This window comes from Alteromonas sp. R7, assembly GCF_055755235.1.
In genome coordinates, this window is sequence record NZ_JBVTQX010000012.1 from 72,943 (window position 1) to 97,575 (window position 24,633).

A 24,633-nucleotide genomic window follows, 5' to 3' on the forward strand; every position below is an offset into this window, starting at 1 on the left:
ATTGGTGGAGCTGGCGGGATTTGAACCCGCGTCCAGAAAATGTCTACCTTTGGTACTACATGCTTAGTTTGTCATTTATTTAACTGCTTGGAACTCCGACAAACAGGATTTCCTTGCAGCTGGCCTAATACTGTTTCGCGGTTCACCCTTAGACAAGGTTCCCTCGCTATCCTACTTGGATGACCTTCCGAATCCCCGCTAGCAGGAAAAGACTAGGGTGGAAGGGCCTATGCCGGTTATTAAGCGGCTAGTGCGTATGTTTCGTCGTTTGCGACTATTTAAATGCGGCTTTTTAAGAGGCAAACCGCTCCTCTGCATGCACCTCCGGCTTCCTAGATCCTGTCGAATCCTAATCAGCCCCGAGTGTGATTTTCAATAATAGCACAATTGTTACATGGTGAAATACATTCTTTTGAAAATTACTATAAATTTTAAGGGTTTGGCTATAAATCAATCAAAAATAACATCTAGTTTTTCAAAAGCTTACCTGTGTGGCCTTCAGTTGAAGCTTTGCTTAAACAGCAACTCACAAACATTGAGTATTATTGAACTAACATAGATATGTGGTTGCTTGAGTATAATTCAAGTGCCGAGCGCACAAGGGCTGTACAAGAAACGCAATTTATAAACTAAATTAGCGCTTTTTATTTGATTACTTTAGCGAATTTTTAAGGAAATAGTGCTGATGTAATGATGCAATTAGTAGCAAGAACCATTAAAGTACGTGAGCATAATTAAAAGGCTTGTAGTGTAAATGTCTTCAGATTCCATATTGTATTCTCCGTATACCTTGCCATGTGGCGTAACAGCGCGAAACCGTCTTGTTAAAGCTGCTATGGAAGAAAATATGTCGAGTATGGGAAATATTCCCGGAGAGTCTTTGTACTCACTCTATCGATATTGGGCCCACGGCAATTTAGGCATGGTGATCACAGGCAACGTTATGGTCGATAAAGGCGCCATGACAGGGCCAGGTGGCGTTGCACTAGAAAAAGATACCGACATCGCACCGTTTCAAAAGTGGGCAAAAATCATTAAGTCTAATGGTGCTTTAGCCATAATGCAGATTAATCACCCTGGTCGACAGGTATTTAAAGCGATGAAAGGCAAAGCTATTGCGCCTTCTGCTGTACCGCTTGATATGGGTAAACACTCCAAGCTGTTTGCTCAACCACGAGAAATGACCTGCCAAGACATTCACGATGTATGCAAACGTTTCGTTCAAACTGCTAAGCAAGCTGAAAAAGCCGGGTTTGATGGCGTTGAAATTCATGCTGCCCACGGCTATTTGCTTACGCAGTTTTTATCACCGCTTACTAATCAGCGCCAAGACGAGTGGGGCGGTTCTATTATTAACCGCGCCCGCTTGCTGATAAATATAGTCAGTCAGGTTCGAGCGGTTTGCGCTAAAGACTTTATTGTTATGGTAAAGCTAAATTCTGCAGACTTTCAGAAAAATGGTTTTTCTTTTGATGATGCCTGTGAGGTGGTAAATCGCTTGGAAGCCTTGGGTGTTGATGTTGTAGAGTTGTCTGGCGGCAGTTATGAAGCGCCTGCCATGCAAGGGCAAACCCGTGACGACACCACGCTGGCCAGAGAAGCGTACTTTTTGGAATTTGCGCAGGCACTGGTAAGTAAAACTGATATTCCGCTTATGACAACTGGCGGTATAAAAAGGGCCGAGGTAGCAGAGGAAGTGATTGAGCAGGGCTGTGCTCTTGTTGGATTAGCCAGCGCCCTTGCTATTACGCCCGACTTAGCTAAAAAGTGGCAACAAGAGTGGGCGTATTCGGGAATAATTCCACACTGCTCTTGGAAAGATAAATCGCTTGCAAGCCTTGCGAATATGGCCATGGTGCGAAGACAACTTAGACGCCTTGGGAATAACCTAACTACCTTAAGAAACCCGTCACCGCTGTGGAGTCTGATTCTTGATATGCTACATCGCAAGAAAATGACGAAACGAGATGTAGGTTAAACCTACTACACTTCCTTTTTGGCAGCCCAAATAAAAACACAGCGTTAAACGCTGTGTTTCATCATTCGTTCTTTTTGACGTTGCCAATCTTTGTCTTTAATGGTGTCACGCTTGTCATGGGCGTGCTTACCTTTTGCTAGGTGAATTTCTAGTTTCACCCAACACTTTTTCCAATACATAGACGTGGCAACGATTGAATAACCTTGGCGGTCTCGCGCACCCATTAAGCGGTCAATTTCTCGTTTGTTCAGCAACAATTTGCGAGCACGCTCGGGAGCAGCGATAACGTGGGTAGAGGCTTGATTCAGCGGACTAATTCTACACCCTACCAAATACGCTTCGGCATTCTGGATAATAATGTACGCATCGGTAATGTTCACTTTACCGGCACGAATACTTTTAATTTCCCACCCTTGAAGCTCAAGTCCGGCTTCGAACTTGTCTTCTAGGAAATAGTCGTGACGCGCTTTTTTATTCTGCGCGATATTTCCTGTGGTGTTTTTGTTGGCTTTATTCTTTTTCATGCTGGCTATTATACTGATTGTTCAAAGGAATGTCTTTAGTTGTCATTGTTATCTTATATTGGGGCATTTGGTTCAAAACCGAATACGAGCGAACCAAATTTTCTGTGATACAATGCGACCAAGAGTTTTAATTGTAGTGGAATCAATGCCAAGTATTCATAGAAGCGCGCTGGTAGCCCATAGCGCAGAAGCCATGTTTAACTTAGTCAACGATGTAGCTTCCTACCCAGAGTTTTTGCCAGGCTGTACCGATAGCAAAATCCTCGACACTTCAGCGCAAAGCATGAAAGCGTCATTGTTAGTGGCAAAAGCTGGTATTAAGCAATGGTTTACAACGCACAATGTTTTAGAGCCAGGTAAAAGTATTCAAATGCAACTGGTCGACGGTCCGTTTCGCTCGCTTACCGGTGGCTGGACATTTTCAGCGTTATCAGAAGAAGCCTGTAAAATTGAATTAAACCTAGAGTTTGAATTCAGCAATAAGCTAGCTGAAATGGCTTTTGGTAAAGTGTTTAACAGTTTAGCCAGCAGTATGGTTGCAGCGTTTACAGACCGAGCGCGGAGCGTTTACGCATGAGTAAGAAGCTCATCAATATTGAGGTTGCCTACGCGTTACCCACCAAGCAAACTATCATTGATGTTGCTATTCATGAAAATGCGACGGTGGAAGAAGGGATAAACGCGTCTAACGTGCTTGAGCAGTTTCCCGAGATTGATTTGAAAGCAACGAAAGTGGGTATTTGGAGCCGCGTGGTTAAGCTTCGCGACACGCTTACCGATGGCGACCGTATTGAAATTTACCGCCCGCTTATTGCTGACCCTAAAGAAATCCGCAAGCGCCGTGCTGAGAAAGCGAAAGAGGAAGGGCGCGCTGACAAAGTCACAGGTGGAAAGGTAAATCCACTTAAGGCGAAGTCATAGCAGTCAGCTGAGCGCTTCTACACCAGCGCCAAAGATAGATACAAAAATGGCCTTCAAGTGAAGGCCATTTTTTGTAAAGAAGACAAAGGCTATTAGCTTTTGTCTGAAATACTGCCTAACTCCAGAAAAGGGGAGGCATCAATATCTTCAGCATCCATCATGCTAGCAATTCGCTGAACGGTAGCGACCATTTGGCTTTGCTCCCACTCTTTAAGCTGTGAAAAACGCTCGACAAAGTGTTCTTGAAGAGGGCGAGGTGCGTCAACCACTGCCTCTTTACCGCGTTCTGTTAAGAATACGCCCACTTTTCGTTTATCTTGCGTACTTCTTATGCGCGTAGCTAAGTCTCGTGATTCTAGTCTATCTAGAATATTCGTGATGGTTGCAGGGCTTAAGTTAATATTCTCTGCAATTTCGCGCACCATTATACCCGGGCGCTCTTCAATATTTTGCATCACCAATAACTGTGGGCCTGTTAAACCCACGTGTTTACTTAGCTGCTTGCTGCGTAGGTCTACAGCGCGTATTACGCGCCGTAGTGCCACTAATAGTTCTTCTTCTTTTCGCATGTTACTTCCAACAAATGCGTAACCCAGCGGTTACTTAAGCAAATGAATAAAATGTTGGTGCTTATGATAGTGATCGATGACGTCATTAATGACCGAAATCTTCGACCAGCCCATAATATCATAGTTCTGACCACCTTCACTAAGGTGCACTTCGGCGCGATAGTACGTGGCCTTTTTGTTTTCGTCCAGTGCTGGTGTGTCACTTGGACCAAATTCAGGCTGTTCTGTCGATACAGGATGCACAGCATAAATGAACTCAGGGTCATTGCCCATATCAACGGTTAATATGAGTGCTTCGTCGGTATCTTCAATTTTTATTTCAAATTGCTGCGCTTTAAACTCCTCGCTTACTTCTGTTAGCGCAGGCTTCACCACTTTGTTGATGTAACGACGAACGGCAGTTTCATCTGGAAAGGTCACAATATTTTCAAGGCGCTCTTTCCAGTTTTTGTCAGAGTCATTATGCTGCGGCGTACCCGTTAGTACTTGTAAACTTTCACGTTTGTACGCCTCGATACGAAGGGCTTTCAATAGTCCCGATATAGCGATAAGCAACACAATAGCAAATGGCAGTGCAGCGGCGATCGTCATAGTTTGCAGAGCGCCAAGCCCACCAGCGTAAAGCAGCACTGAACTCACCACACCAACGCCAACAGCCCAGTATACTCGTTGCCACAACGGCGTATTGTTTTCACCGTGTGAACACAGCATATCGACAACCATGGCACCCGAATCACATGAGGTTACAAAGAACACAATGACCATCAATACTGCAATAAGGCTTAGTACTGAAGCGAAAGGGAACTGCTCTAAAAATACAAACAGTGCCACTGAGGTATCTTCATTTACCATTTGTGCAAGTACGTCTTTACCTTGTACTAACACCTGATCAATAGCGGCGTTGCCGAATACGGTCATCCAAAATAGCGTGAACGCTGATGGAATTAGTAATACACCCATGACAAATTCACGAATAGTTCGGCCGTACGAAATACGCGCGATAAACAGGCCAACAAATGGTGCCCATGCTAACCACCAACCCCAGTAGAAGATGGTCCAGCCACCAATCCAATCTGTTTTCTCATAGGCGAACAGGTTAAATGTGTTGCGCACTAAATCAGACAGATAAGCCCCAGTGTTTTGCATAAACGCTTGTAGTAAAAATACGGTTGGGCCTAAAACAAGAACAATTAAAAGTAGCAGTAAGGCTAAAACCATATTGGTTTCTGAAAGACGGCGTATGCCTTTTTCCAGGCCAGTAGTTACAGAAATTACGGCTAAACCAACAACGCCTGCCATTATAGCTATTTGAACACCAGTATTTGACGGTAGACCAAATAAATAGTTAAACCCCGCATTTACTTGCGAAGCGCCAAAGCCTAGCGACGTCGATACACCAAACACCGTTGATGTAACCGCGAATATATCAACCACGTGCCCAGGCCAGCCGTAAATCCGGTCACCAATTAAAGGATATAAAGCAGAACGCAGTGTAAGAGGTAAGTTTTGACGGTACGCAAAATAGCCCAAAATCAGCGCCACTACCGCATAAATTGCCCAAGCATGGACACCCCAATGGAAAAATGTGGTTTTCATTGCTTCGCGAACAGCATCAATACTTTCAGCCTGTGCAGTGGGGGGCGCTAAAAAGTGCATTAAGGGCTCGGCAACGCCAAAGAACATAAGCCCAATTCCCATTCCTGCTGCAAACAACATACTAAGCCAAGTCCCAAAGCTAAATTCGGGGCTTGCGTGATCTGGGCCTAACTTAATTTCGCCGTAGCGTGACATGCCGAGGAAAACAACAAACACCACAATTACTGCGACAGTAAATACATAAAACCAACTACCGTTGGTCACAATTGTGCTCTGAAGCTTTTGGAAAAGCGCGTCTGCTGTTTCAGGAGTACCAGCAGCGAAGATAAGTAAACATAGGATTAAAGCTGACGATGTAATAAACACCGGCTTGTTGAGTGGAGATTTATTTTCGTTCTCAATCACGCAGTAAATTCCTTTCACCTTTTATAAATTTCGGTTTATACGCAGAAATATACCGCATGGAGCATTTTTTATAAACATCAGATGAAATTATTTGATTTGTATGTATTTGGTCAATGAGTCAAAGTGCAGTCTTTTTTTTGTAGTTGTTTTTACGATAAAAATTAGACTTTCTGCTAGGTTTTAGGTGTTTTTGGTTAATTGTTAATCGTTAGAGTAGAAATAATTAATAGATTGTGTATCGTAATATATGATCTTTTTGATATGTGTTTTAAGTAAACACTGTCCGAAGAATAAAAAAACAATTGAAGGAAACACACACAAATGCGAAAAACTCAGCTTAGCTGTGCAATCATCGCTGCACTGGCATCCACCTCTCTGGCTGCGCAAGAAACTAAAGCGCCCGCTAAACTTGAAACCATAGAAGTTACCGCCACGAAAAGAAGTGAATCAATCCAAGATGTCCCTGTCGCAGTCTCTGCGTTAGATGGAAAAGCATTAGAAAACCTCGGTATTGATAACTTCCAAGACTACGTAGAGTTTTTACCGAATGTGGTATTCCAAGGTACAGGTCCAGGGCAAAACGAAATATACATTCGTGGTGCGGCGACCACGCAATCAAGCATTACCCTGTCATCTGTTCAAGCACTTCAGCCCTCAGTGGCTTTCTACCTTGATGAAATGCCTGTTTCTATGGCTGGCCGAAACTTAGATATTTTTGCTACCGACGTTGAGCGTGTAGAGGTTCTACCTGGGCCGCAAGGTACGTTATTTGGTGCGAGTTCTCAGGCAGGTACAGTTCGCCTAATCACAAACAAGCCAGATCATTCTGGATTTGCTGCAGGCTTCGATACCAGTATCTCTACCACAAAAGGCGGAGATATGAGTAACATGGTGGAGGCATATTTCAACGTTACTCCAACTGACAACCTTGCGCTGCGTGTGGCTGCCTACAATGAAAGTCAGGGCGGTTGGATTGACAACATTGAAAATGAGCTAGGAAATGGTGGTTACATTGGAAGTGCAGTAGTTATTGATCGTATTTCTGGAAATGCATTGCAAAAACAGGGCATCGATCCGGCTGCTATGGATGCACGTCGTGAAATTAATGGTTTTACCCGCAGTGAAGCCGCCGTTGTGTCGCCAAGAAACAGCGAACATGTTGAAGATAACTTTAATGACGCGGTTTACTCAGGGGCGCGATTCGGGTTGTCTTACATTATCAATGAAGATTGGGATGTTCTGGTTCAACACACTCAGCAAACTCTTGATACTGAAGGTGTGTTTGCCTACGACCCAACAGTGGAAGGCGAAAGCTCGGCAATTCGCTTTCAAAGCGATGAAAACTCTGACGAATTTGGCTTAACCACATGGACCCTAAATGGTCGTTTGGAAAAACTAGATGTGGTGTATACCGGTGGTTACCTCGATCGTGAAATAGACACGCTTACCGATTACACAGGCTACACCAACGGCGGCTTATTTTCCGCGTACTATGTGTGTACGCACTATGAAACGCCAGATAATCCAGATGACGCGCGCTGCCTCGATCCAAGTAAATACTACAAAGAAGACACTACTAGCACTCGCTTAACCCACGAACTACGTTTCAGCACAACGATGGATACACCATGGCAGCTGACGGCGGGTGTGTTTTATGACGAACAGGAAGTAGGCTCAGTAGGCCAGTTTAAAATCGCAAGCCCTGAAATCTTTGAGAACCTTGCAAGTTCATGGAATGCGCTGGCGGGTGACCGTGGAATTAACAGCGATGGTGGCCCTTTCTCTCCTGAAATTAGCTTTGTAAACGATGTTACGCATACTATCGAGCAGATCGCAGTATTTGGTCAGCTAGGCTATGAAATTACTGATACGCTTACCGCTACCATTGGTGCACGCTGGTATCAAATTGACGATATTTATCGCGGCGCTACGTCAACACGCGACGTAACAAGCCGATTAGAAGCCTATGGTCAAGGCGTGCTAGATCCCGCCGTGTATGATGGTTTGGGTCTTGACGGCCAAGGTGTTGTCGATGCTATCCAAGATGGTTCATTGGAAATTGGCTTACTAGACGGTGACGGAGTACTCACGGTTGACGATACCATTTTCAAATTCGGCCTCGACTGGAAAGTAAATGAAAACGTATTGCTTTTCGCGAACTATTCAGAAGGCTTCCGTCCACCAGTAACCAACAGACTCGGCGGTGACGCAGCGGCAAATGACACTGGGGCGTTTGCGGATTTCCGTGTTCCGGTTTACTCAACAACAGATACGCTGGATAACTACGAAATTGGCCTGAAAGGTGACTTCTTAGACGGTATTTTGCGTGTTAATGCCACTGGTTACTATTCAGAAATCAGCGACTTGCAAACGTCGCGTTTCGATCCTGCGAATATTAGTTTCTTAGTCTTTACCGATAATGTTGGTGATGCAGAAGTTAAAGGGATTGATGCAGACATTACTTGGTTAGCAACAGATAACCTAGTCATTAACGCAGCATTTAGCGTACTGGATACTGAACTGGTTAGTATTAACCCTGAACTAGAAGGTATTGCGGCTGGCGTAGGCAGTGAGCTTCCGTACTCTGCTGATTTCTCAGGCAACATTAGCGCACGTTATTTCTTTGAGTTAGATGGCGGTAAAGAAGGGTATGTTAATGCATCACTTACCTATACCGGCGACCGTCTTGCTGGCATGGTGATGAACGCCTATGCCATGGAAGATGCAACTCGATTGATTTATGGCACGGGCTCGGGTCTGAAAATTAAAGATGAGGGTGACGAGTTTAAAGGCGCAACATATCCAGGTGCAGATGGTGAAACAATTCGCGGTGGCCGCTACATTCAGGAAAGTTACGTGATTGGTAATGTATCTGTGGGGATGACGTATCAAAACTGGAAAGTTGAAGCATTCGTTGATAACGTTTTCGACAAATCTGCAATCTTGAACATTGATACACAGCAGTATACGCCTAAGGTTGTGACTAATCGCCCTCGTACTATAGGTCTTCGCTTCTCTTACGATTACTATTAATAGTCGTTCGTCGTAAACGAAGAAGTAGATTGTACACAGTGCATTAAACGGCAGGCCTAGGCCTGCCGTTTTCATTACTTATCTTAGAAAAATTCGGTAGTATTAAATACATACCCTTTTGGCTCTCGCCAATTATCACCTGCGCTACCAAGAATTATAACGAAGGCTATGACAACAGAAGATTTTCAAAATCAAGTTCGCGCTATTAAGCAAGCGCTTCAACGCGGTCAGTTATCAACTGCGAAATCGTATATTCAAGATTTATTGTCCTTGTCGGTAAATGAGCAGCAAAAAGCAGAAGTACTTTATTTGGCCGCTGTCACTTACAGGCTCTCGAACCAACATAGCGATGCTTTTAAGGCTATCGACACTCTTCTATCTCTTCGCCCAGATTACGGCAGGGGATACCAAGAGCTTGCATACTGTCATGAAGCTGTGGGAGACCAGCAAAACGCAGCAAGTGCGTTCTTTAAAGCAACGCATTTTAACCCCGCTCTTATAAGCAGTTGGAAAAAGCTGCTCTTAATCTATCAAAATCATCGCGACGCTACCGCTGAACAAATGGCATCAAATCAGATTGCGCATTTGCAGTCTCTTCCTCCGCCAATTCTGGGTGCCTACGACCTTATGTACGAAAAGCAGTTCGCTGCGGCAGAGCAAGTGTGCCGCCAATTTTTGGCTAAACAAAAGCATCACCCTGAAGCTATGATGTTGTTGGCTGAGATTGGTATGCAGTTGAAGGTGTACAGTGATGCAGAATTTTTGTTGGAAAGTTGTGTGGAATTATACCCGGACAACGAGCGAGCGGCGCTAGCGTATCAAAACGTGCTTTCAAAGTTGGGTAAGTTTCCCGAGGCCGTAAACGTTGCGCGACAAAGACTCTCAAAAAGCCCAGACAGCTTTGTTATTAAAACCAGTCTTGCCCATGCGCTTGTTGGTGTAGGGCAATTAGATGAAGCGATAGATATTTACCATGGCGTACTAGAACAAACGCCAGATAGACCTAAAGTTTGGGTGTCGTTGGGTCATGCACTAAAAGCCAAAGGCGATACTGCCGATGCGGTTAACGCTTACGAAAAAGCGGTAGGTTTTGCCCGCGACTATGGCGATGCCTATTGGAGCTTGGCGAATACGAAGACGTATAAGTTTAGTGACAAGATGCTTAAGCAAATGACTGAGCAAGCCAGCAATGATGCAATTAACTTAGACGATAAAATTCATATTTGTTTTGCGCTCGGAAAAGGGTTTGAAGATAACGCTCAGTATGACAAGGCCTTTGCGTATTACCAGCAAGGTAATGCGCTTAAACGCAGTACGCTTCAATTCGATATTGGGAAAACCGAGCAAGCATTAGATGCTCAGCAACAGGCTTTTAGTCAAGACGATTTCAAAAATACACAGGGTTGCCACGCGCCAGATCCTATTTTTATTGTGGGCTTGCCCCGCGCTGGTTCGACATTATTAGAGCAAATCCTCGCGTCACATTCGCACGTAGACGGCACCATGGAGCTACACGATATATTAGGCATTGCTTCCTCATTAAGTCATCAAAAAACACCTTATCCGTTTAACGTTAGCGAACTAGACAGTGCAACCCTTGAAAAGCTTGGTGCCCGTTATATTGAGCAAACTAAAGCTTACCGACAGGGCGCGGCATTTTTCATTGATAAAATGCCCAATAACTTCATTCACATAGGCTTAATTAAAAAGATACTGCCTAACGCCAAAATTATTGATGCACGCAGAAACCCAATGGACTGCTGTTTTAGTGGCTTTAAACAGCTATTCGGTGAGGGGCAAGAGTTCAGCTATTCGCTTGACGATATTGGCCGTTACTATAATGCTTATGAACAGCTTATGGATTATTGGCATAGTGTATTGCCTAGGGAAATTCTTACTGTACAGCACGAAGATGTTCTGGATGATTTGGAAGGGCAAGTTAAACGCATTCTAGATTTTTGTGGGTTAGATTTTGAAGAAGCATGCTTAGCATTTCACCAAACCAAACGGGTGATAAAGACGCCAAGCTCTGAACAGGTTCGCCAACCTATATACAAAACAGGGATGGGGCAGTGGAAGCCTTTTGAAAACTATTTAGCTGAGCTTAAACAAGCACTAAGCAGAGACACCTCAAAGACAGATAATTAATGGATAGCCAAAAATGAAGAGTCATGGCTGTCTTTAAGCCATGACTCTTTTTTAATTAGTTAAAACGTTTCAACTACCTTTTAAGGCTGATACGGAAGCGAAGATTGATGAAGGATAATGCGAATTTTTCCGTCTTCACATTGTTTGAAAACAAAGCTCTTGTTTACAAAAATATGGCTGCCGTCTTCGCCGATAAAGTTTACGTTACACTGAACAATGGCAAGCTCACCGTTTAAGATAAAGTCTTCTTTGCTATACCAAACCTTCACCCATGGCTTTAATTTAAAGCCATTGTCGTTTGGATAGTCGCTATTACCGCCTACGAAATAAGATAAAGCGCCTTCTTTTGTTGGGCGAAATGTTTGAGAGCCAAAAGTAAGCGTAGGTTTAAAGAGTACTTTTCCATTATCGTAGTCGTAGTTATCTGACAGCACTTGTGAAGCGAATGCTTTTACATCGCCACCTTCAGCGTGCACTTTACCTACCGCTACTACATTGTCGCACCAAGTTTGTAGTGCGGTATGAACCATTTCTTCTGTGAACATGTTATTTCTCCTGAGATAATGTGTAATGTTATATTGTATCATTTGGTTTGTTTGCAATATCGATAAATTAATGAATTGTAACTGTTTATCCGTGATAGTCATTTTCTATCAGTAAGCGCTACGACCTGTCGACTGCATAACTCCAACTTTTCCAATAAGAAAACCTCTTATCTATTAGACATTAAAAAATGTTAATCATTCTTAATCTAATCTTCTGTTTTCAACGTTACAACGTTATCTGATGTCGAGTTTAAAAGCTCTTACATCTGTAATGCTTAGACTTAATGTGGAAGGTTTAGTCATGAATGACGTTACACAGCTAATATTGATGTATTTCATTATACCGCTGTGGTTCACAGCAGGGATAGTCGACTGGTTTTGCCACCGCAGCAGTAATATTGCTGCTACCGCGGGGCCGAAGGAGTCCTTAATTCATCTATTGATGTTTTTAGAGGTAGGAATTCCTCTTTTTATGGTCCTCCTCTTTGAGGTGAATAGCTTAATTATTGCTGCAGGTATTTTGTTTTTCTTCTTACATGAAATAACAGCACTGTGGGACGTTAGCTACGCGGTATCGAAAAGAAGAGTGGGGCCTATTGAGCAACATGTGCACAGCTTTTTGGAAATGATACCGCTGCTCGCATTAATTCTAGTAATTGCCAGACATTGGTCTCATTTTATAGCGTTATTCGGACTGGGTGAAAGTCCTGCTGATTTTGGTCTGCGGTTTAAGCAAGAGCCCCTTCCAACATGGTATTTACTATCAGTTATCGCCGTTGCTACCGTTTTAGAGTTTTTACCTTATATAGAGGAGTTGATAAGAGGTATGAAAGCAAAAGAAAAAAGTTCACAGGAAAAGATGACGCTGTCTTCAGATGAAGAAAACCAATCCAATAGTGAAGCGGACGTTTCACATCAGGATGCAGAAGCTGCGAGCCCTTATGCATCATCTGTTGCAGGTGAAGAAGACCCAGGTGTAGCGCTTGAAGAATTGGTAGAAAGCAACAAGAAATGACGCTTCAATAGTAAATAATAAAAGGGCAAGCGAGACCGCAAATACTAGAGCTACTATCGCCTAGTTAGCCTAAACTTGACCAGAATCTAGGTAATGTGGTGCCTTGTCGCTTTACATAGTTAAAGGCACCACCGCGACATAAAAAGTGTTGTATAAAATACAGCGGGTAAATATGGCAGCTTCGTACAAAGTTACTGAATACTTAAAAGCCCGCTTAGTACTTACGACGTTTGAGCCCCGTCTCTGCCAATATTTTTGCTGAGATCTCTTCAATCGAGTACTTAGTGCTATTTAAAAACGGGATTTTTTCCTTTCTATACAAGTTTTCTACTTCACGCAGTTCCATTCGACATTGTGGCAGCGATGCATATTTGCTGTTTGCACGGCGCTCTGAACGTATTTGATGGAGTCTATCCGCTGCAATCGTTAGCCCAAAAAGCTTATGTTTGAACCTGCGTAGGGCAGGGGGAAGCTTAAGCATGTCGCCCATGTCTTCTTCTGTAAAAGGGTAGTTCGCTGCTTTTATTCCGTATTGAAGGGCTAAGTAAAGACTTGTTGGCGTTTTACCCGAACGTGAAACACCAGTAAGAATGATGTCTGCTTCATCGTAATCTTTTAGATTAGAGCCATCGTCATTAGCCAGTGCGTAGTTTACGGCCTCAATTCTAATATCGTAGGTGGTTTCGTGGATACTGTGTGTACGATGTTTTTCTGGTTTTGAAGGAACACCCAATACTTTTTCCAGTGGCGCTACGAATTGATCGAGAAAATTATAGTTAATGCCCACAGATTTCGAGATTATTTTGCGAATATCTACATTCACAATTGTATAAAAAACGAGCGGCCTTTCTCCGGTGTCTTGAAAACTTTCAGAAATTTGCTGTAAAACTTTGTGAGCTTGTTCCTCAGTTTCAACGAAAGGAATGGTGTTGTGATTGAAAGAAACGGGAAACAGGGAAAGCAGGGCGTGGCCGAAGACCTCTGCAGTGATGGCTGTACCATCTGAAATATAAAAAGCTGTGCGCACAACATATCCTTAACATTGGTGTAATTTTATTACAAAAGTAATAAAGGGTTTACATTCTGAATTTCCCCATTCTAAGATGATTTCGTCGAAAAGCTACACGGTTCTTGTGAATGATGGCAAATATCAATAGGTTTGCTGTCAAACGTAATGGACAGCGTTAACAGTGGTTTTCACCACATATCGACTACAATTTGATGAGTTTCAGGTGACAAAAAGCACAAACCTGAAATTAACCTCATACCCTACACATAAAAAAGCTGGAGGCTTGGGCTGTGCAAGAATACGTACTTTGGTATCAAGAACTGGGCATGCATGATGTGGGTCGCGTAGGCGGCAAAAATGCATCATTAGGCGAGATGATTTCAAACCTGGCGAACGCCGGTGTGCAGGTGCCGGGAGGTTTTGCTACCACCGCCGAGGCATTTAATGAGTTTCTAGAGCAAAGTGGCCTAGAAGCGCGTATCCACGAAGTCTTAGACTCGTTAGACGTAGATGACGTAAACGCACTGACCGAAGCGGGTAAGAATATCCGCCAGTGGATCATCGACACACCTTTCCAAGGAAAGTTAGAAGAAGAAATCAAAACTGCGTTTGTCACATTACAGGGTGATGCAGGTGAAGAAGCGTCATTTGCAGTGCGTTCATCAGCCACGGCTGAAGATATGCCTGATGCGTCTTTCGCAGGTCAACAAGAGACTTTCCTAAACGTTAAAGGCTATGAAGCCGTGCTTGTGGCAATTAAGCACGTGTTCGCATCGCTATTTAACGACCGCGCTATTTCATATCGCGTTCACCAAGGGTACGACCACAAAGGCGTGGCGCTATCTGCAGGCATTCAACGCATGGTGCGTAGTGATATCGCATCATCGGGCGTTATGTTTACTATCGATACAGAGTCTGGCTTTGAAGACGTTGTATTTATTACCAGCTCATTTGGTTTAGGTGAAATGGTGGTGCAGGGTGCGGTTAACCCTGATGAATTCTATGTTCACAAACCAACACTTGATAAAGGCTTGCCTGCTATCGTTCGTCGTAACCTTGGTAGTAAGCTGACTAAAATGGTGTACTCAGATGATGAAGCACACGGTAAGCAAGTGTCTATTGTCGATATTGATGCAGCTGACAGCAAAACCTTCTCGTTAACTGATGACGAAGTAATGGAGCTTGCTAAACAGGCGCAGATCATTGAAAACCACTACAAGCGTCCTATGGACATCGAGTGGGCAAAAGATGGCGCAGACGGTAAACTATACATTGTTCAGGCTCGCCCTGAAACGGTACGCAGCCGTGAAGACTCACAGAGCATCGAGCGATTCCAGTTGAAAGGTCAAAGCAACATTGTTTGTGAAGGCCGTGCAATTGGTCACAAAATCGGTGCTGGTGTAGCGAAAGTGCTTGATTCAATTGAAGAGATGGACAAAATCCAGGCTGGTGATGTTCTGGTAACTGACATGACAGACCCTGACTGGGAACCTATCATGAAGAAGGCTTCTGCTATTGTTACCAACCGCGGTGGCCGTACGTGTCACGCGGCAATCATCGCGCGTGAGTTGGGCATTCCAGCTGTGGTTGGTTGTGGTAACGCGACTGACAGTATCAAGAATGGCGACAAAATTACTGTGTCTTGTGCTGAAGGTGACACCGGTTTTATCTACGGTGACGAACTAGAGTTCGATGTAGTGACGTCACGCATTGACGCAATGCCTGACCTACCGCTGAAAGTCATGATGAACGTGGGTAACCCCGACCGCGCATTTGATTTTGCTCGCTTGCCAAACGCAGGTGTTGGTCTTGCGCGTCTTGAGTTTATTATCAACCGCATGATTGGTGTGCACCCTAAAGCACTACTTAATTTCGACAGCCAGCCTGAAGAGTTGAAAGAAGAAATTAGCGATATGATTGCAGGCTACGAGTCGCCTACGGAATACTACATCGAGAAATTGGTGGAAGGTATTTCAACCATTGGCGCTGCATTCTCGCCAGAGAAAGTTATTGTTCGTATGTCAGATTTCAAATCGAACGAATACTTCAACTTAGTGGGCGGTTATCAATACGAGCCAGACGAAGAAAACCCAATGTTGGGTTTCCGTGGTGCAAGCCGCTACATCTCTGAAGATTTCCGCGATTGTTTTGCCCTTGAATGTGAAGCCATAAAGCGCGTTCGCAACAAAATGGGCTTGACCAATGTTGAGATCATGATCCCGTTTGTTCGTACATTAGAAGAAGGTCGTCAAGTTATCGAGCTTCTTGAAGAGCAGGGACTTAAGAAAGGTGAAAATGGCCTTCGCGTTATCATGATGTGTGAACTGCCATCAAACGCTTTGCTTGCTGATAAGTTCCTAGACATTTTCGACGGTTTCTCTATTGGGTCTAACGACTTAACGCAGTTAACCCTAGGTCTAGATCGCGACAGTGGTCTTATCGCGCACTTGTTTGATGAACGTGATGAAGCGGTCAAAGCACTGTTGTCAATGGCAATTCAGGCAGCGAAGAAGCGTGGAAAATACGTGGGCATTTGTGGTCAAGGTCCATCAGATCACGAAGACTTCGCCGCGTGGCTGGTACAAGAAGGGATTGATTCGGTATCACTTAACCCTGATACCGTGGTTGAAACCTGGCTTTACCTGGCTGAAAAGCACGGCTAATTACGTAGCTCGGATGTGAAGGCGAGATAGGGTCAGAATTATCTAGTTTTCCATCTAACGTCGTGTTATTTCACGACGTTATCGCTTTGATATTATTGAAAAAGAGACCATAAGGTCTCTTTTTTTGTTAGGCAACTTAAAGTGATGGCCACTCATCTAGAAGCAAATCTTTGCTCGTGTTTCATTCCTTAAAAAAACTGTGGTTATTTAGCAAAACTATGCATTTTTGCGTGTTGAAAACATGACTTTGTGTAATTAAAAATGTAATATTACAAAGTGACTTTCACTTTGAATCTTTGATTAATAATTAACTTGGTTGAATTCTCATGGCACATAATGACAGCGCAGTTTCAGTAAATACTTCCGAAGAAAACGTTATGCAATCACGCTCTGTGGTAGAGCAGTTGGCGGAAGCGCAAAAAGAAATTAACGAGCTTAAAATGCAGTTAATGTGGATGGAACGCAACTACGAGTAAGAATAACCTGTTAGAATAAGGCGGGAATTAACCGTCAAACACTGAAAGTGTTTTCCTTCTAATTGTAAGGTTACAGGTTGATTTACAGTTTGAATGAAAGGAGGTCATGTTGGCCTCCTTTTTTGTCTCTAATGGTTGTTTGCTGCTCTTAAGCAATGGCTTAGTTAGTTGGAAATGGCGAATATGCTAATGACTAGGTTTTTTCGCCTTTTTGATGTGCAACAAAACTCAAGACCTTCTTATATTACTTGGTTAAATTATGTCCGGTTGGATTAGTGTGCTATTGTAAATAACGTTTGGCTAACAGTATGCATGAGGCAGGGAGGGAAACTAAGATGGCTTATAAATTTAAGTTTTTTGCACAACCTGTAATCAGTAACATCAGAACGTTCTGTGAAGCTGCGCTGGTTGAATTCACTATTGGTCTGATATGTGCAGTTTTCGCCTATGCAAGTTATGGTGTTTTTATTCACCTTTTTGTTGCTTGCGTTGTTATCTCGATAGCGTGTTTTTGCCTAAGTATCTATAACTTATATAGTCTTTTCTATTATTCATAAAGCAATTCGTTTTTTCGCTACTATTGAGACACACTCGAATACAGCATACATCCATAAAAAAGGGTTAACACAGTGTGTGTTAACCCTTTTTGATATGATTGCCTGTCTTAAATAGCGTTAGTATTTATTCATCAAACCAGCGATTAAGCCGAATCTATAGAATGCTTACGCTTTAAGCTGGTTACCAATAGGTAGCTGGCGAATACGCTTACCGCATGCAGCAAAAATGGCATTGCACAGCGCTGGCGCATACACGGGGGTTGCAGGTTCACCTACACCTGCTGGCGGCGCATCGCTTTCAATTACTTCAACTTCTACCTCTAGTGGTGAATCGCTCATGCGCGGTACACGGTAGTTGTGGAAGTTACTCTGCTGTACACGCCCTTTATCAAACGTTATACCGTCACTGATTGCTGTTGTGATACCGTAAACCGAGCCGCCTTGGGTTTGGTTTTTAACCGTATCGGTGTTAACTACAGTACCTGCATCAATCGCTACCCATGATTTAATCACGCTAAGATCGCCAGCGTCAGACACCTCAACTTCAACCACAGTAGCAACGTAAGTTAAAAAGCTACGGTGCGCAGCAATACCCAGTCCGCGGCCTTTAGGCATGTTGCGGCCCCAGCCTGCCATGTCAGATACTTTCTCAATTACATTGCGAAGACGACCTGTATCCAAAGGATAAACCGACTTATCACCCCAATAGTTTTGATATTCGGCTTTTTGATCCGTCACATCAATAATTCTATCAGGACCAATTACTTCCAATAGGTAATCTTTAGCGTCTTTGCCTGCTTTGTGGGCTGCTTCATTAATAAACGACTGTACAGCAAACGCGTGAAAGATGTTCGATACTGAACGCATCCATCCAATACGGGCTTTGGCTGGCGCTTCACCGCGCTCTAACTTCATGTTGGGCGTAAGAATAGGGTTATCCGTAAAGCCCAAATCTAACTCAAAGCTAAAGGGTGCGTTCGCGCCCTCTTGGAACGTAGAGGCAATAGGTGAAAACGCGGTTCTGTGAAGATAAGCGTCAATTTTACCGTTTTCATCAAGTGCAGCTTCAACATGTTGAGCGGAAACCGCGTGATAGAAACCGTGCTGAATATCATCTTCACGTGTCCATTGAACGCGAATTGGTTTGCCCGTTTTCATTGATAGGAATGCTGCTTCCGCTGAAAAGTCAGGCTTAGACTTACGCCCGAAAGCACCACCTAGCATGGTAACGTGAACATTGATTTTTTCTTTGTCCATGCCAACCATAGCGCCCACGGTTTCCATATCAGCCTGCGGATTTTGTGTTGCTGCCCATACGTCAACGCGATCTTTATAGTACATGGCAGTAGCACATGGTGGCTCCATTGGGGCTTGTGCTAAATGCGGCACGTAATAGTCAGCAACCAGTTTGTCGCTGGCTTTTTCTAAAACGCTCAACGCATCGCCTTTTTCTCTAACAAGCGCTTGAGGTGCATTTACTGTGTTAAGCAACTGCTCTTTAAAGTTCGCTGAGTTATAGTCGCCATTTGCGCCATCGTCCCAGGTGACGTCTAATGCTTTGCGGCCTTGCCATGCTGCCCATGTGTTGTTAGCTATAATGGCTAGCCCACCTTTTGGTTGGAACTGAGGCGCACCTTTTGGCGCTGGAATTTCAATTACATCAACAACGCCATTAACCGCTTTTGCTTTATCTGCATTGAAGCTTTTCATCTTACCGCCCACTACAGGTGGGCGTTCGATTATAGCAACAAGTGCTTTTGGCTCGCGCACGTCGGCGGCGAAGGTTGCTTTACCGGTAACGATATCTTGAAGGTCGATATGCGCCATACCGGTATTGATGTAACGCCATTCTTTCCTTTCTTTAAGCTTAAGCTTATCTGCTTCTGGCGGCGTAATGGTTAATGCATCGTCTACTAAGTCTTTATAAGCAAGCGTTTTACCTGAAGTGTGTGTTACCACATGCTGCTCGGCAACACAGGTACTTGGCTCAACACCCCAACGCTTAGCTGCTGCATGTTGCATCATATAACGCACGCTTGCGCCCATTTCTCGAAGACGCTGCATATTGAAGCGGATACTACGCGAGCCATCGGTGTTTTGGTCACCGTATTTGGGGTCGCCTTTGCCTTGAATAACAATGACTTTGTCCCACGCAGCTTCCATCTCGTCAGCTACAATTTGCGCAATGGCGGTTCGGATCTGTTGACCCATTTCGCTGCGGTGACACGTTACTTCAACCATGCCGTCAGGGCGAAGTGCAATGAACAAGTTTGCGCGCTTTGCGTTTTCCGCTGGCTTTGCTAATACGCCAGCCATGGCGCGAGGTGCACCACCCATAAAATAGGTACCAAGAACCAGTGCACCCGCCGCTGCTGTCGATTTTAAGAAACTGCGGCGATTCATATCAAAATAGGTATTCTCACTCATGCTTCTTCTCCCGCTTGGGTTGGGTCAAAGTAGCTAACGCCAGCGTTGCTGCTTATTGATTTCGACGCAGACTTAATGGCCTTGTGAATGCGAGGGTACGTGCCGCAACGACAGATGTTGCCCGACATATTCTGAACAATTTCTTCGTCACTTGGCGTTGGGTTGGTTGATAATAGACTGGCAGCTTGCATGATTTGCCCACATTGACAGAAACCACATTGTGGTACTTTGTGTTCTACCCACGCTTTTTGGACAGGGTGATCGCCATTTTCGCTTAGCCCTTCAATAGTGGTAATTTTTCTGCCTTGAACGGCTGATACAGGCAATACGCAAGAGCGTTGTGCCATGCCATCAATGTGAACAGTACAAGCGCCACATTGCGCCATACCACAGCCAAACTTAGGTCCTGTAAGATTTAATTCGTCACGAAGGTACCACAACACTGGTGTTGATGGGTCACCAGAAAATTCGTGTTTGTTACCATTAACGGTAAACGTGATCATGGTCTTGTCTCCATAGGTAAGCGAAAGATATGACTTGGACCAGATTGTTTAAATCTGGCCTACCCAAGCAGCGCAATGCGGGGTCAACGCATTGCACAAAATCATATCGATACGGTTACATTGCCTGATGATACGAACTATCTAAGATGCTGAGCATGCTCAGATAATTGCCACTATTATTATTGTTAAAGGCTTCGCAATTTATACTTTAGTTTACGTTAACACGCATTGCATCATTACGCATTTACATAAGTTTAATTGCTAACACTTTGCGACAAAGTGGTGAGAGATGAAGAGGGGGGCGAAACGCACTATGCGTTATGGCGTGCTCAACTTTCTAAAAGCACACCTGTTAGAACAAAAACAATTAACGCAGCTTTCGCATAAGAAGAAAACGATCAATTCTACGGGCACCACTCGTCATTGTTTTTTGGCTGTATTTGAGCCAGCTTCGCGCTTTTGGCCAGTCGTAACTTAAGAGCACTAAACCGCCTATCACTAACAAGATAGAGCCCGGAAGTAATGTTAGAACAATACCGCCGATAAACAAGATTGCTCCAAGGGTAATTCTTACTATTCGCATGTATAAACACTCGGCTTGGTGAAGTTTTCATCTCACAGTTTCGCCCAAAGATGCACATTTGCCAATATGAAAAATGTAAATGTTTGTGCCCGATCTTTGAATAACTGGGTGTTGGGTATTCTTAAAGATTGTCGAATAAGTAAGCGGTTAACACCTTCGGTGGGCACAATGCCCTAATTGCGGTGGAAAGCAGGGATGAAATAAAGTACAAAGATAAAAAAGGCGTACGCTACGAACTAGTGGCAAAACTGCCTAGAAGGTAACTGAGACATGGGTATCAAGTAGCAGTACTAGTAAGAACAGATAACGATAATAATGAGAGTAAAAATGGCAGAACAACCAGAAAACCAACCAATCAGTGATGAAGAACGCGCAACGTGGGTACGAGAACAGTTTCAAAAGGCAAACAAATTTTTAGCGGAAAATGGCGTGTTGTTTGATTCTGTTATTACCGAAGAAAGTCGTTATTTAATGCCGTACCTTGCAGTTTGGAAAATTAGAGCAATGGACAGTAAACGCTATTGGGTTATTAGTGGTGATTTACCTTCTGATTACACATCAGTCGATAACGCCAAAGACGCCAAGGACGTACTGCGTCACTTTGCTATGCATTGGCAGTTGAAAGCAGAAAATCTCATTAATGCAGAGGGCGCAGACGATACTCAAAAGGCGTTTGGTGCTTTACTAATTAATCGTGCTGAAAGCTTGTTTGCCATGCAGAACGCGCCAGATCTTTGGAACTAATTCCAGGCAATAGCCTGTATTAGTGAGACGTTTTGTAAATACATAGCTTAATGAAGTTGAGTCACGTCCGGAAGAGGAAATCGCTCTGCCGGACATTTTAGGCGCTGTCTTGGAACGCCTGCGTCCATAAATACTTGCCCGTCGGGAATAAAACCAATGGATTGGTGATAGGACACGCTTTCTAAATTGCAGACTACTTTGATAATGGGGACGTTGTTTTGCTTTGCCGTGTTAATCAGCGCTTCAAACAAAGCGCGATAAACAGGCAATGTTCTGTGGCAGCGCTTAACAGCAATTCGGCCTAGTTCGCCTCGTTTGGTTAAGCGCCCAGTGGCAATGGGTTCGTTTTCATCATTGACGATAAGCACATGGCACGCCGAACTGTCGTGTTCGTCGAACTCGCTTGCCTCGGGGACGCGCCACTCTAAAACAAATACATGTTCCCTTAGTGCTTTCAGTCGATGTTTATCCTTTTCCCAATCGACGTTTTGTATCGTAAACGCCATACTTACCTGTTAACCTTCGAACCATTCCCAGTAACCATTATTGATAAGTGTAGTTAAGGTTTCTAAAAATGTAAAAGAAGGCGCGTCTTGGCAACACGTTGCGTTCAAAACGCCTCCTGATGCCAGCACTTCAAACCATTCTTGGTCACTTTTGCCAAATTCGAACTGACTGCCATTTACAAAGAGTGCGCGAGGAAGACCACGCTTACCGTCACATAGTAATGCACGCACACCCGGTGCAGGAACAAAGCTAATGCCTGCGGCAAACTCATTTGAAATTTGCTCTAACGATACTTCATTTTCTAGCGGATATTCAGCAATGCCTTGTTCACTCATGGCTTCTAGAAGTGCCAAAGTAAAGTCTTCACCGTTTATCGCATCTATGAGCTGCTGCTTAAGAAAGGCAACATCGCTTGGATTTACCCAAGCACGATTGCTTTGCATAGAGCGGCTTGCATCGGTAAAGCGATAATTATGTGCGCCTTTATCCAACATCATAGCCAGGCTTTCCGCTAGTTGCAGATTGTCCGGAGCACGATAACCCACAGAGTAGGTGAGGCTATCTTCAATTGTCGCTCCATCATGAGGCCAGCCCGGTGGTACGTACACCACATCGCCAGGCTCAACCACAACATCTATAACAGGGTCGAAGCCTTCAATTTGTCTTAATTTTGGGTGTGGAAAAACTTCTTTATAGTCCGCCGGCTTGCCCACACGCCAGCGTCTTCGGCCCTTACCTTGAACTAAAAATACATCATATTGGTCGATGTGAGCACCAACGCCTGCACCATTGGTGGCGAAGCTCACCATCAGGTCGTCCAATCGCCAATTAGGGATAAAAGAAAAGGGATCTAGTAGAGGGGTTACGTCGGGCACATATTTATCTACGCCTTGAACTAGTAATGTCCATTTGCCATGACATGCTTTGTCAAAATCGGTAATTGGCCCTTGTTCAACATGCCAGCTGCCTTTCACGTTGCTAATAATACGTGCATCCACTTCCGATTCTTGTGCTAGACCGGCAAGATCGTTCTCATCGATAGGATCTACAAAGTTGTCAAAGAAGTGTTTGATGACTACCGGCTTTTGCTGCCAGTAGTTTTTTAGAAAGGTTTCTGCATTAAAGCCGTTTCCAGATTGTGCATCAATAATGTACGAATTGTCGTTAGTGGGCATAGTGTCTCTTATAGTAAGCCAATTAAATGGGTTTAATCTGTTGATTTAAGTATTGTGCGTGGCGTTACAAATATGCGGTAAGCGTTAGCACTTTGTCAAAAGCGAGGTTGAAGCTTATGGGCGGCATTATCGATTATTGAAACGTTTATTGCTACCTTGCATTTGCTTCACCTGATTCAGTAGGGAGAGCCGAATTCATAACGGTTCGCATAGATAATTACCCACTCAGCGAAACTTAACATGTTCGTACTCGCGGCGAGTTACTGCAGGTGTAATTCATCTAACTTAGAAATCACGTGCTTTTTAGCTCAATGTTTACATGACATGGGTGGTTATCAGATGCGCTAGACAGGAGTTAGCAAACGTATGCGCTCATTAGCATTGTTTTCGTGTGCAGCTGTTTTGGTAGGAATGTGGTTTCTTTGCGATTTTCGCCACACATTTTTGACTCACTGAGTTTCCGCTTGTCGTGTTCACGCGTTGAAAGCTCAGTGTTAGCGTTTATATTTGAACCACAAGTGAAGTACGTATTAAAGGAACAAGGGTTATTCGCACTCGCGCTAGAGCGATGAATAATCTGTCGTTTAACCAGGCTGTAAGACTTCTCACAAATAGCAATTGTATTAGGTGCTGTGTATTGCTCTAACATTGCAGCCCTATTTACCGTAGTCCCCCAAATATCAAAGCCTGCAAGCGGGCGAGAAGATTGGCCGGCAAGTAAAGAGCCTGTCGCAATGCCAACTCGCAGTTGGCTTGAAGATGAAGCTAAAAGGTCGTTGCTATTTACAAGCTCGCGAGCGCGAAATGCGAATTCGATGGCGTTCACCAGAGCGTTCAAAAGCGAGTGTGTTGTACTACTGTGTTCGCCGTTAAAACCAACCGCAATATATTGATCGCCGTTTGTTTTTAATGGCGAAAGGTGTAAATCAGCGGCAAGCACATCGAATTCAGAAAACAGGCTATCTACAAGTCTGGCGCATGTAATGTCGCCATATTTAACTGAGAGTTGTTGGAAGCCTGATAGGTCACAAAAAATGACGACGGCATTTTTTATACAGTTTTTTAAATTCGCGGCACTACTTTTGGTTTCTAGCGTTGGACTTAACACCTTCGAAACCGTGGGGGAAAGTACAACACAGTGTTTTTCCTGCAATGAGAAAGGAGTGTGGTTCGTGTTGCGTAAATCCATTTGCTTGCTCCCACGGGTATGTGAAAATTCAATGTAGAGAAATTTAGGAATAAAAAAAACGCGGTA

20 protein-coding genes and 1 other RNA gene are annotated in these 24,633 nt (G+C 43.9%); 9 read left to right on the forward strand and 12 right to left on the reverse strand.

Going from position 1 to position 24,633, the window contains the following annotated elements; translation table 11 throughout:
* Positions 1-2: 2 nt before the first annotated feature.
* Positions 3-361, reverse strand: a transfer-messenger RNA (tmRNA) gene (ssrA, locus tag AC0J2X_RS17310).
* Positions 362-754: 393 nt separating this feature from the next.
* Between ssrA and AC0J2X_RS17315 the strand changes: the two genes are divergently transcribed.
* Entirely contained in the window at positions 755-1,978 is a 1,224-nt protein-coding gene (locus tag AC0J2X_RS17315; protein WP_014976383.1) for an NADH:flavin oxidoreductase/NADH oxidase family protein, read from the forward strand.
* A 44-nt stretch (positions 1,979-2,022) separates the two neighbouring features.
* Here the strand turns inward: AC0J2X_RS17315 and smpB are convergent, their stop codons facing one another.
* Positions 2,023-2,502, reverse strand: coding sequence for an SsrA-binding protein SmpB (smpB, locus tag AC0J2X_RS17320; protein WP_014949307.1), 480 nt, complete (start codon positions 2,500-2,502; stop codon positions 2,023-2,025).
* A gap of 145 nt (positions 2,503-2,647) precedes the next feature.
* Here smpB and AC0J2X_RS17325 point away from each other — a divergent pair, with 145 nt between their 5' ends.
* Positions 2,648-3,079, forward strand: a complete 432-nt coding sequence (locus AC0J2X_RS17325) for a type II toxin-antitoxin system RatA family toxin (RefSeq protein WP_014949308.1) — start codon at positions 2,648-2,650, stop codon at positions 3,077-3,079.
* On the forward strand, positions 3,076-3,423 hold the full coding sequence (locus AC0J2X_RS17330; RefSeq protein ID WP_075176495.1) for an RnfH family protein: 348 nt from the start codon (positions 3,076-3,078) through the stop codon (positions 3,421-3,423). The genes AC0J2X_RS17325 and AC0J2X_RS17330 overlap by 4 nt, the downstream gene beginning before the upstream one ends.
* A gap of 92 nt (positions 3,424-3,515) precedes the next feature.
* Here the strand turns inward: AC0J2X_RS17330 and AC0J2X_RS17335 are convergent, their stop codons facing one another.
* Both AC0J2X_RS17335 and AC0J2X_RS17340 read right to left on the reverse strand, forming a co-directional pair.
* Entirely contained in the window at positions 3,516-3,992 is a 477-nt protein-coding gene (locus AC0J2X_RS17335) for a MarR family winged helix-turn-helix transcriptional regulator (RefSeq protein WP_014998206.1), read from the reverse strand.
* A gap of 30 nt (positions 3,993-4,022) precedes the next feature.
* Positions 4,023-5,993 carry a BCCT family transporter gene (locus AC0J2X_RS17340; protein ID WP_472996248.1) on the reverse strand — a complete coding sequence of 657 codons (1,971 nt, stop codon included), beginning with the start codon at positions 5,991-5,993 and terminating at the stop codon, positions 4,023-4,025.
* A 321-nt stretch (positions 5,994-6,314) separates the two neighbouring features.
* Between AC0J2X_RS17340 and AC0J2X_RS17345 the strand changes: the two genes are divergently transcribed.
* Complete coding sequence (locus tag AC0J2X_RS17345; RefSeq protein ID WP_472996249.1) at positions 6,315-9,026, forward strand: TonB-dependent receptor; 2,712 nt, start codon at positions 6,315-6,317, stop codon at positions 9,024-9,026.
* 168 nt (positions 9,027-9,194) lie between these two features.
* Entirely contained in the window at positions 9,195-11,174 is a 1,980-nt protein-coding gene (locus AC0J2X_RS17350) for a tetratricopeptide repeat-containing sulfotransferase family protein (protein WP_472996250.1), read from the forward strand.
* 80 nt (positions 11,175-11,254) lie between these two features.
* Here AC0J2X_RS17350 and AC0J2X_RS17355 read toward each other — a convergent pair whose 3' ends face one another.
* The gene (locus tag AC0J2X_RS17355; RefSeq protein ID WP_472996251.1) at positions 11,255-11,719 is read right to left on the reverse strand and encodes a hypothetical protein; all 465 of its coding nucleotides are present in this window, start codon (positions 11,717-11,719) and stop codon (positions 11,255-11,257) included.
* A gap of 301 nt (positions 11,720-12,020) precedes the next feature.
* On the opposite strand from AC0J2X_RS17355, the gene AC0J2X_RS17360 reads away from it, so the two are divergent.
* Positions 12,021-12,734, forward strand: a complete 714-nt coding sequence (locus AC0J2X_RS17360) for a diguanylate cyclase (protein WP_458726679.1) — start codon at positions 12,021-12,023, stop codon at positions 12,732-12,734.
* Between the two features lie 214 nt (positions 12,735-12,948).
* Here AC0J2X_RS17360 and ppsR read toward each other — a convergent pair whose 3' ends face one another.
* Positions 12,949-13,761: a posphoenolpyruvate synthetase regulatory kinase/phosphorylase PpsR gene (gene ppsR / locus AC0J2X_RS17365; protein ID WP_049586695.1), complete on the reverse strand. Its 813-nt coding sequence runs from the start codon at positions 13,759-13,761 to the stop codon at positions 12,949-12,951.
* Between the two features lie 272 nt (positions 13,762-14,033).
* On the opposite strand from ppsR, the gene ppsA reads away from it, so the two are divergent.
* Positions 14,034-16,406, forward strand: coding sequence for a phosphoenolpyruvate synthase (gene ppsA / locus AC0J2X_RS17370; protein ID WP_014949316.1), 2,373 nt, complete (start codon positions 14,034-14,036; stop codon positions 16,404-16,406).
* A gap of 326 nt (positions 16,407-16,732) precedes the next feature.
* Entirely contained in the window at positions 16,733-16,882 is a 150-nt protein-coding gene (locus AC0J2X_RS17375; RefSeq protein WP_155279892.1) for a hypothetical protein, read from the forward strand.
* A gap of 722 nt (positions 16,883-17,604) precedes the next feature.
* On the opposite strand, the gene AC0J2X_RS17380 is transcribed toward AC0J2X_RS17375, so the two are convergent.
* From AC0J2X_RS17380 to AC0J2X_RS17390, 3 genes are all read right to left on the reverse strand, one after another.
* Positions 17,605-19,866 carry a molybdopterin cofactor-binding domain-containing protein gene (locus AC0J2X_RS17380; protein WP_374961222.1) on the reverse strand — a complete coding sequence of 754 codons (2,262 nt, stop codon included), beginning with the start codon at positions 19,864-19,866 and terminating at the stop codon, positions 17,605-17,607.
* Positions 19,863-20,369, reverse strand: a complete 507-nt coding sequence (locus AC0J2X_RS17385; protein WP_014976393.1) for a (2Fe-2S)-binding protein — start codon at positions 20,367-20,369, stop codon at positions 19,863-19,865. The genes AC0J2X_RS17380 and AC0J2X_RS17385 overlap by 4 nt, the downstream gene beginning before the upstream one ends.
* Before the next feature lie 367 nt (positions 20,370-20,736).
* Positions 20,737-20,952 carry a PGPGW domain-containing protein gene (locus AC0J2X_RS17390; protein WP_061485790.1) on the reverse strand — a complete coding sequence of 72 codons (216 nt, stop codon included), beginning with the start codon at positions 20,950-20,952 and terminating at the stop codon, positions 20,737-20,739.
* A gap of 327 nt (positions 20,953-21,279) precedes the next feature.
* On the opposite strand from AC0J2X_RS17390, the gene AC0J2X_RS17395 reads away from it, so the two are divergent.
* Positions 21,280-21,696 (forward strand): DUF4826 family protein, encoded by a 417-nt coding sequence (locus AC0J2X_RS17395; protein ID WP_014949321.1) that lies wholly within the window; start codon positions 21,280-21,282, stop codon positions 21,694-21,696.
* 47 nt (positions 21,697-21,743) lie between these two features.
* Here AC0J2X_RS17395 and AC0J2X_RS17400 read toward each other — a convergent pair whose 3' ends face one another.
* The 3 genes from AC0J2X_RS17400 to AC0J2X_RS17410 all read right to left on the reverse strand — a co-directional run bounded on the left by AC0J2X_RS17400 (position 21,744) and on the right by AC0J2X_RS17410 (position 24,567).
* On the reverse strand, positions 21,744-22,202 hold the full coding sequence (locus tag AC0J2X_RS17400; RefSeq protein WP_014949322.1) for a GNAT family N-acetyltransferase: 459 nt from the start codon (positions 22,200-22,202) through the stop codon (positions 21,744-21,746).
* Between the two features lie 9 nt (positions 22,203-22,211).
* Entirely contained in the window at positions 22,212-23,378 is a 1,167-nt protein-coding gene (locus tag AC0J2X_RS17405; protein ID WP_472996252.1) for a cupin domain-containing protein, read from the reverse strand.
* 355 nt (positions 23,379-23,733) lie between these two features.
* Positions 23,734-24,567, reverse strand: a complete 834-nt coding sequence (locus tag AC0J2X_RS17410) for an adenylate/guanylate cyclase domain-containing protein (protein WP_472996253.1) — start codon at positions 24,565-24,567, stop codon at positions 23,734-23,736.
* Positions 24,568-24,633: the final 66 nt, after the last annotated feature.

What these genes read in the sequence shown, in the direction of transcription:
- AC0J2X_RS17410 (WP_472996253.1), bottom strand. Translation starts at nt 24,567, where the DNA reads ATGGATTTACGCAACACGAACCACACTCCTTTCTCATTGCAGGAAAAA.
- AC0J2X_RS17400 (WP_014949322.1), bottom strand. Translation starts at nt 22,202, where the DNA reads ATGGCGTTTACGATACAAAACGTCGATTGGGAAAAGGATAAACATCGA.
- AC0J2X_RS17380 (WP_374961222.1), bottom strand. Translation starts at nt 19,866, where the DNA reads ATGAGTGAGAATACCTATTTTGATATGAATCGCCGCAGTTTCTTAAAA.
- smpB (WP_014949307.1), bottom strand. Translation starts at nt 2,502, where the DNA reads ATGAAAAAGAATAAAGCCAACAAAAACACCACAGGAAATATCGCGCAG.
- AC0J2X_RS17355 (WP_472996251.1), bottom strand. Translation starts at nt 11,719, where the DNA reads ATGTTCACAGAAGAAATGGTTCATACCGCACTACAAACTTGGTGCGAC.
- AC0J2X_RS17315 (WP_014976383.1), top strand. Translation starts at nt 755, where the DNA reads ATGTCTTCAGATTCCATATTGTATTCTCCGTATACCTTGCCATGTGGC.
- AC0J2X_RS17335 (WP_014998206.1), bottom strand. Translation starts at nt 3,992, where the DNA reads ATGCGAAAAGAAGAAGAACTATTAGTGGCACTACGGCGCGTAATACGC.
- AC0J2X_RS17350 (WP_472996250.1), top strand. Translation starts at nt 9,195, where the DNA reads ATGACAACAGAAGATTTTCAAAATCAAGTTCGCGCTATTAAGCAAGCG.
- AC0J2X_RS17360 (WP_458726679.1), top strand. Translation starts at nt 12,021, where the DNA reads ATGAATGACGTTACACAGCTAATATTGATGTATTTCATTATACCGCTG.
- AC0J2X_RS17395 (WP_014949321.1), top strand. Translation starts at nt 21,280, where the DNA reads ATGGCAGAACAACCAGAAAACCAACCAATCAGTGATGAAGAACGCGCA.
- AC0J2X_RS17325 (WP_014949308.1), top strand. Translation starts at nt 2,648, where the DNA reads ATGCCAAGTATTCATAGAAGCGCGCTGGTAGCCCATAGCGCAGAAGCC.
- AC0J2X_RS17345 (WP_472996249.1), top strand. Translation starts at nt 6,315, where the DNA reads ATGCGAAAAACTCAGCTTAGCTGTGCAATCATCGCTGCACTGGCATCC.
- AC0J2X_RS17385 (WP_014976393.1), bottom strand. Translation starts at nt 20,369, where the DNA reads ATGATCACGTTTACCGTTAATGGTAACAAACACGAATTTTCTGGTGAC.
- AC0J2X_RS17390 (WP_061485790.1), bottom strand. Translation starts at nt 20,952, where the DNA reads ATGCGAATAGTAAGAATTACCCTTGGAGCAATCTTGTTTATCGGCGGT.
- AC0J2X_RS17330 (WP_075176495.1), top strand. Translation starts at nt 3,076, where the DNA reads ATGAGTAAGAAGCTCATCAATATTGAGGTTGCCTACGCGTTACCCACC.
- AC0J2X_RS17405 (WP_472996252.1), bottom strand. Translation starts at nt 23,378, where the DNA reads ATGCCCACTAACGACAATTCGTACATTATTGATGCACAATCTGGAAAC.
- AC0J2X_RS17375 (WP_155279892.1), top strand. Translation starts at nt 16,733, where the DNA reads ATGGCACATAATGACAGCGCAGTTTCAGTAAATACTTCCGAAGAAAAC.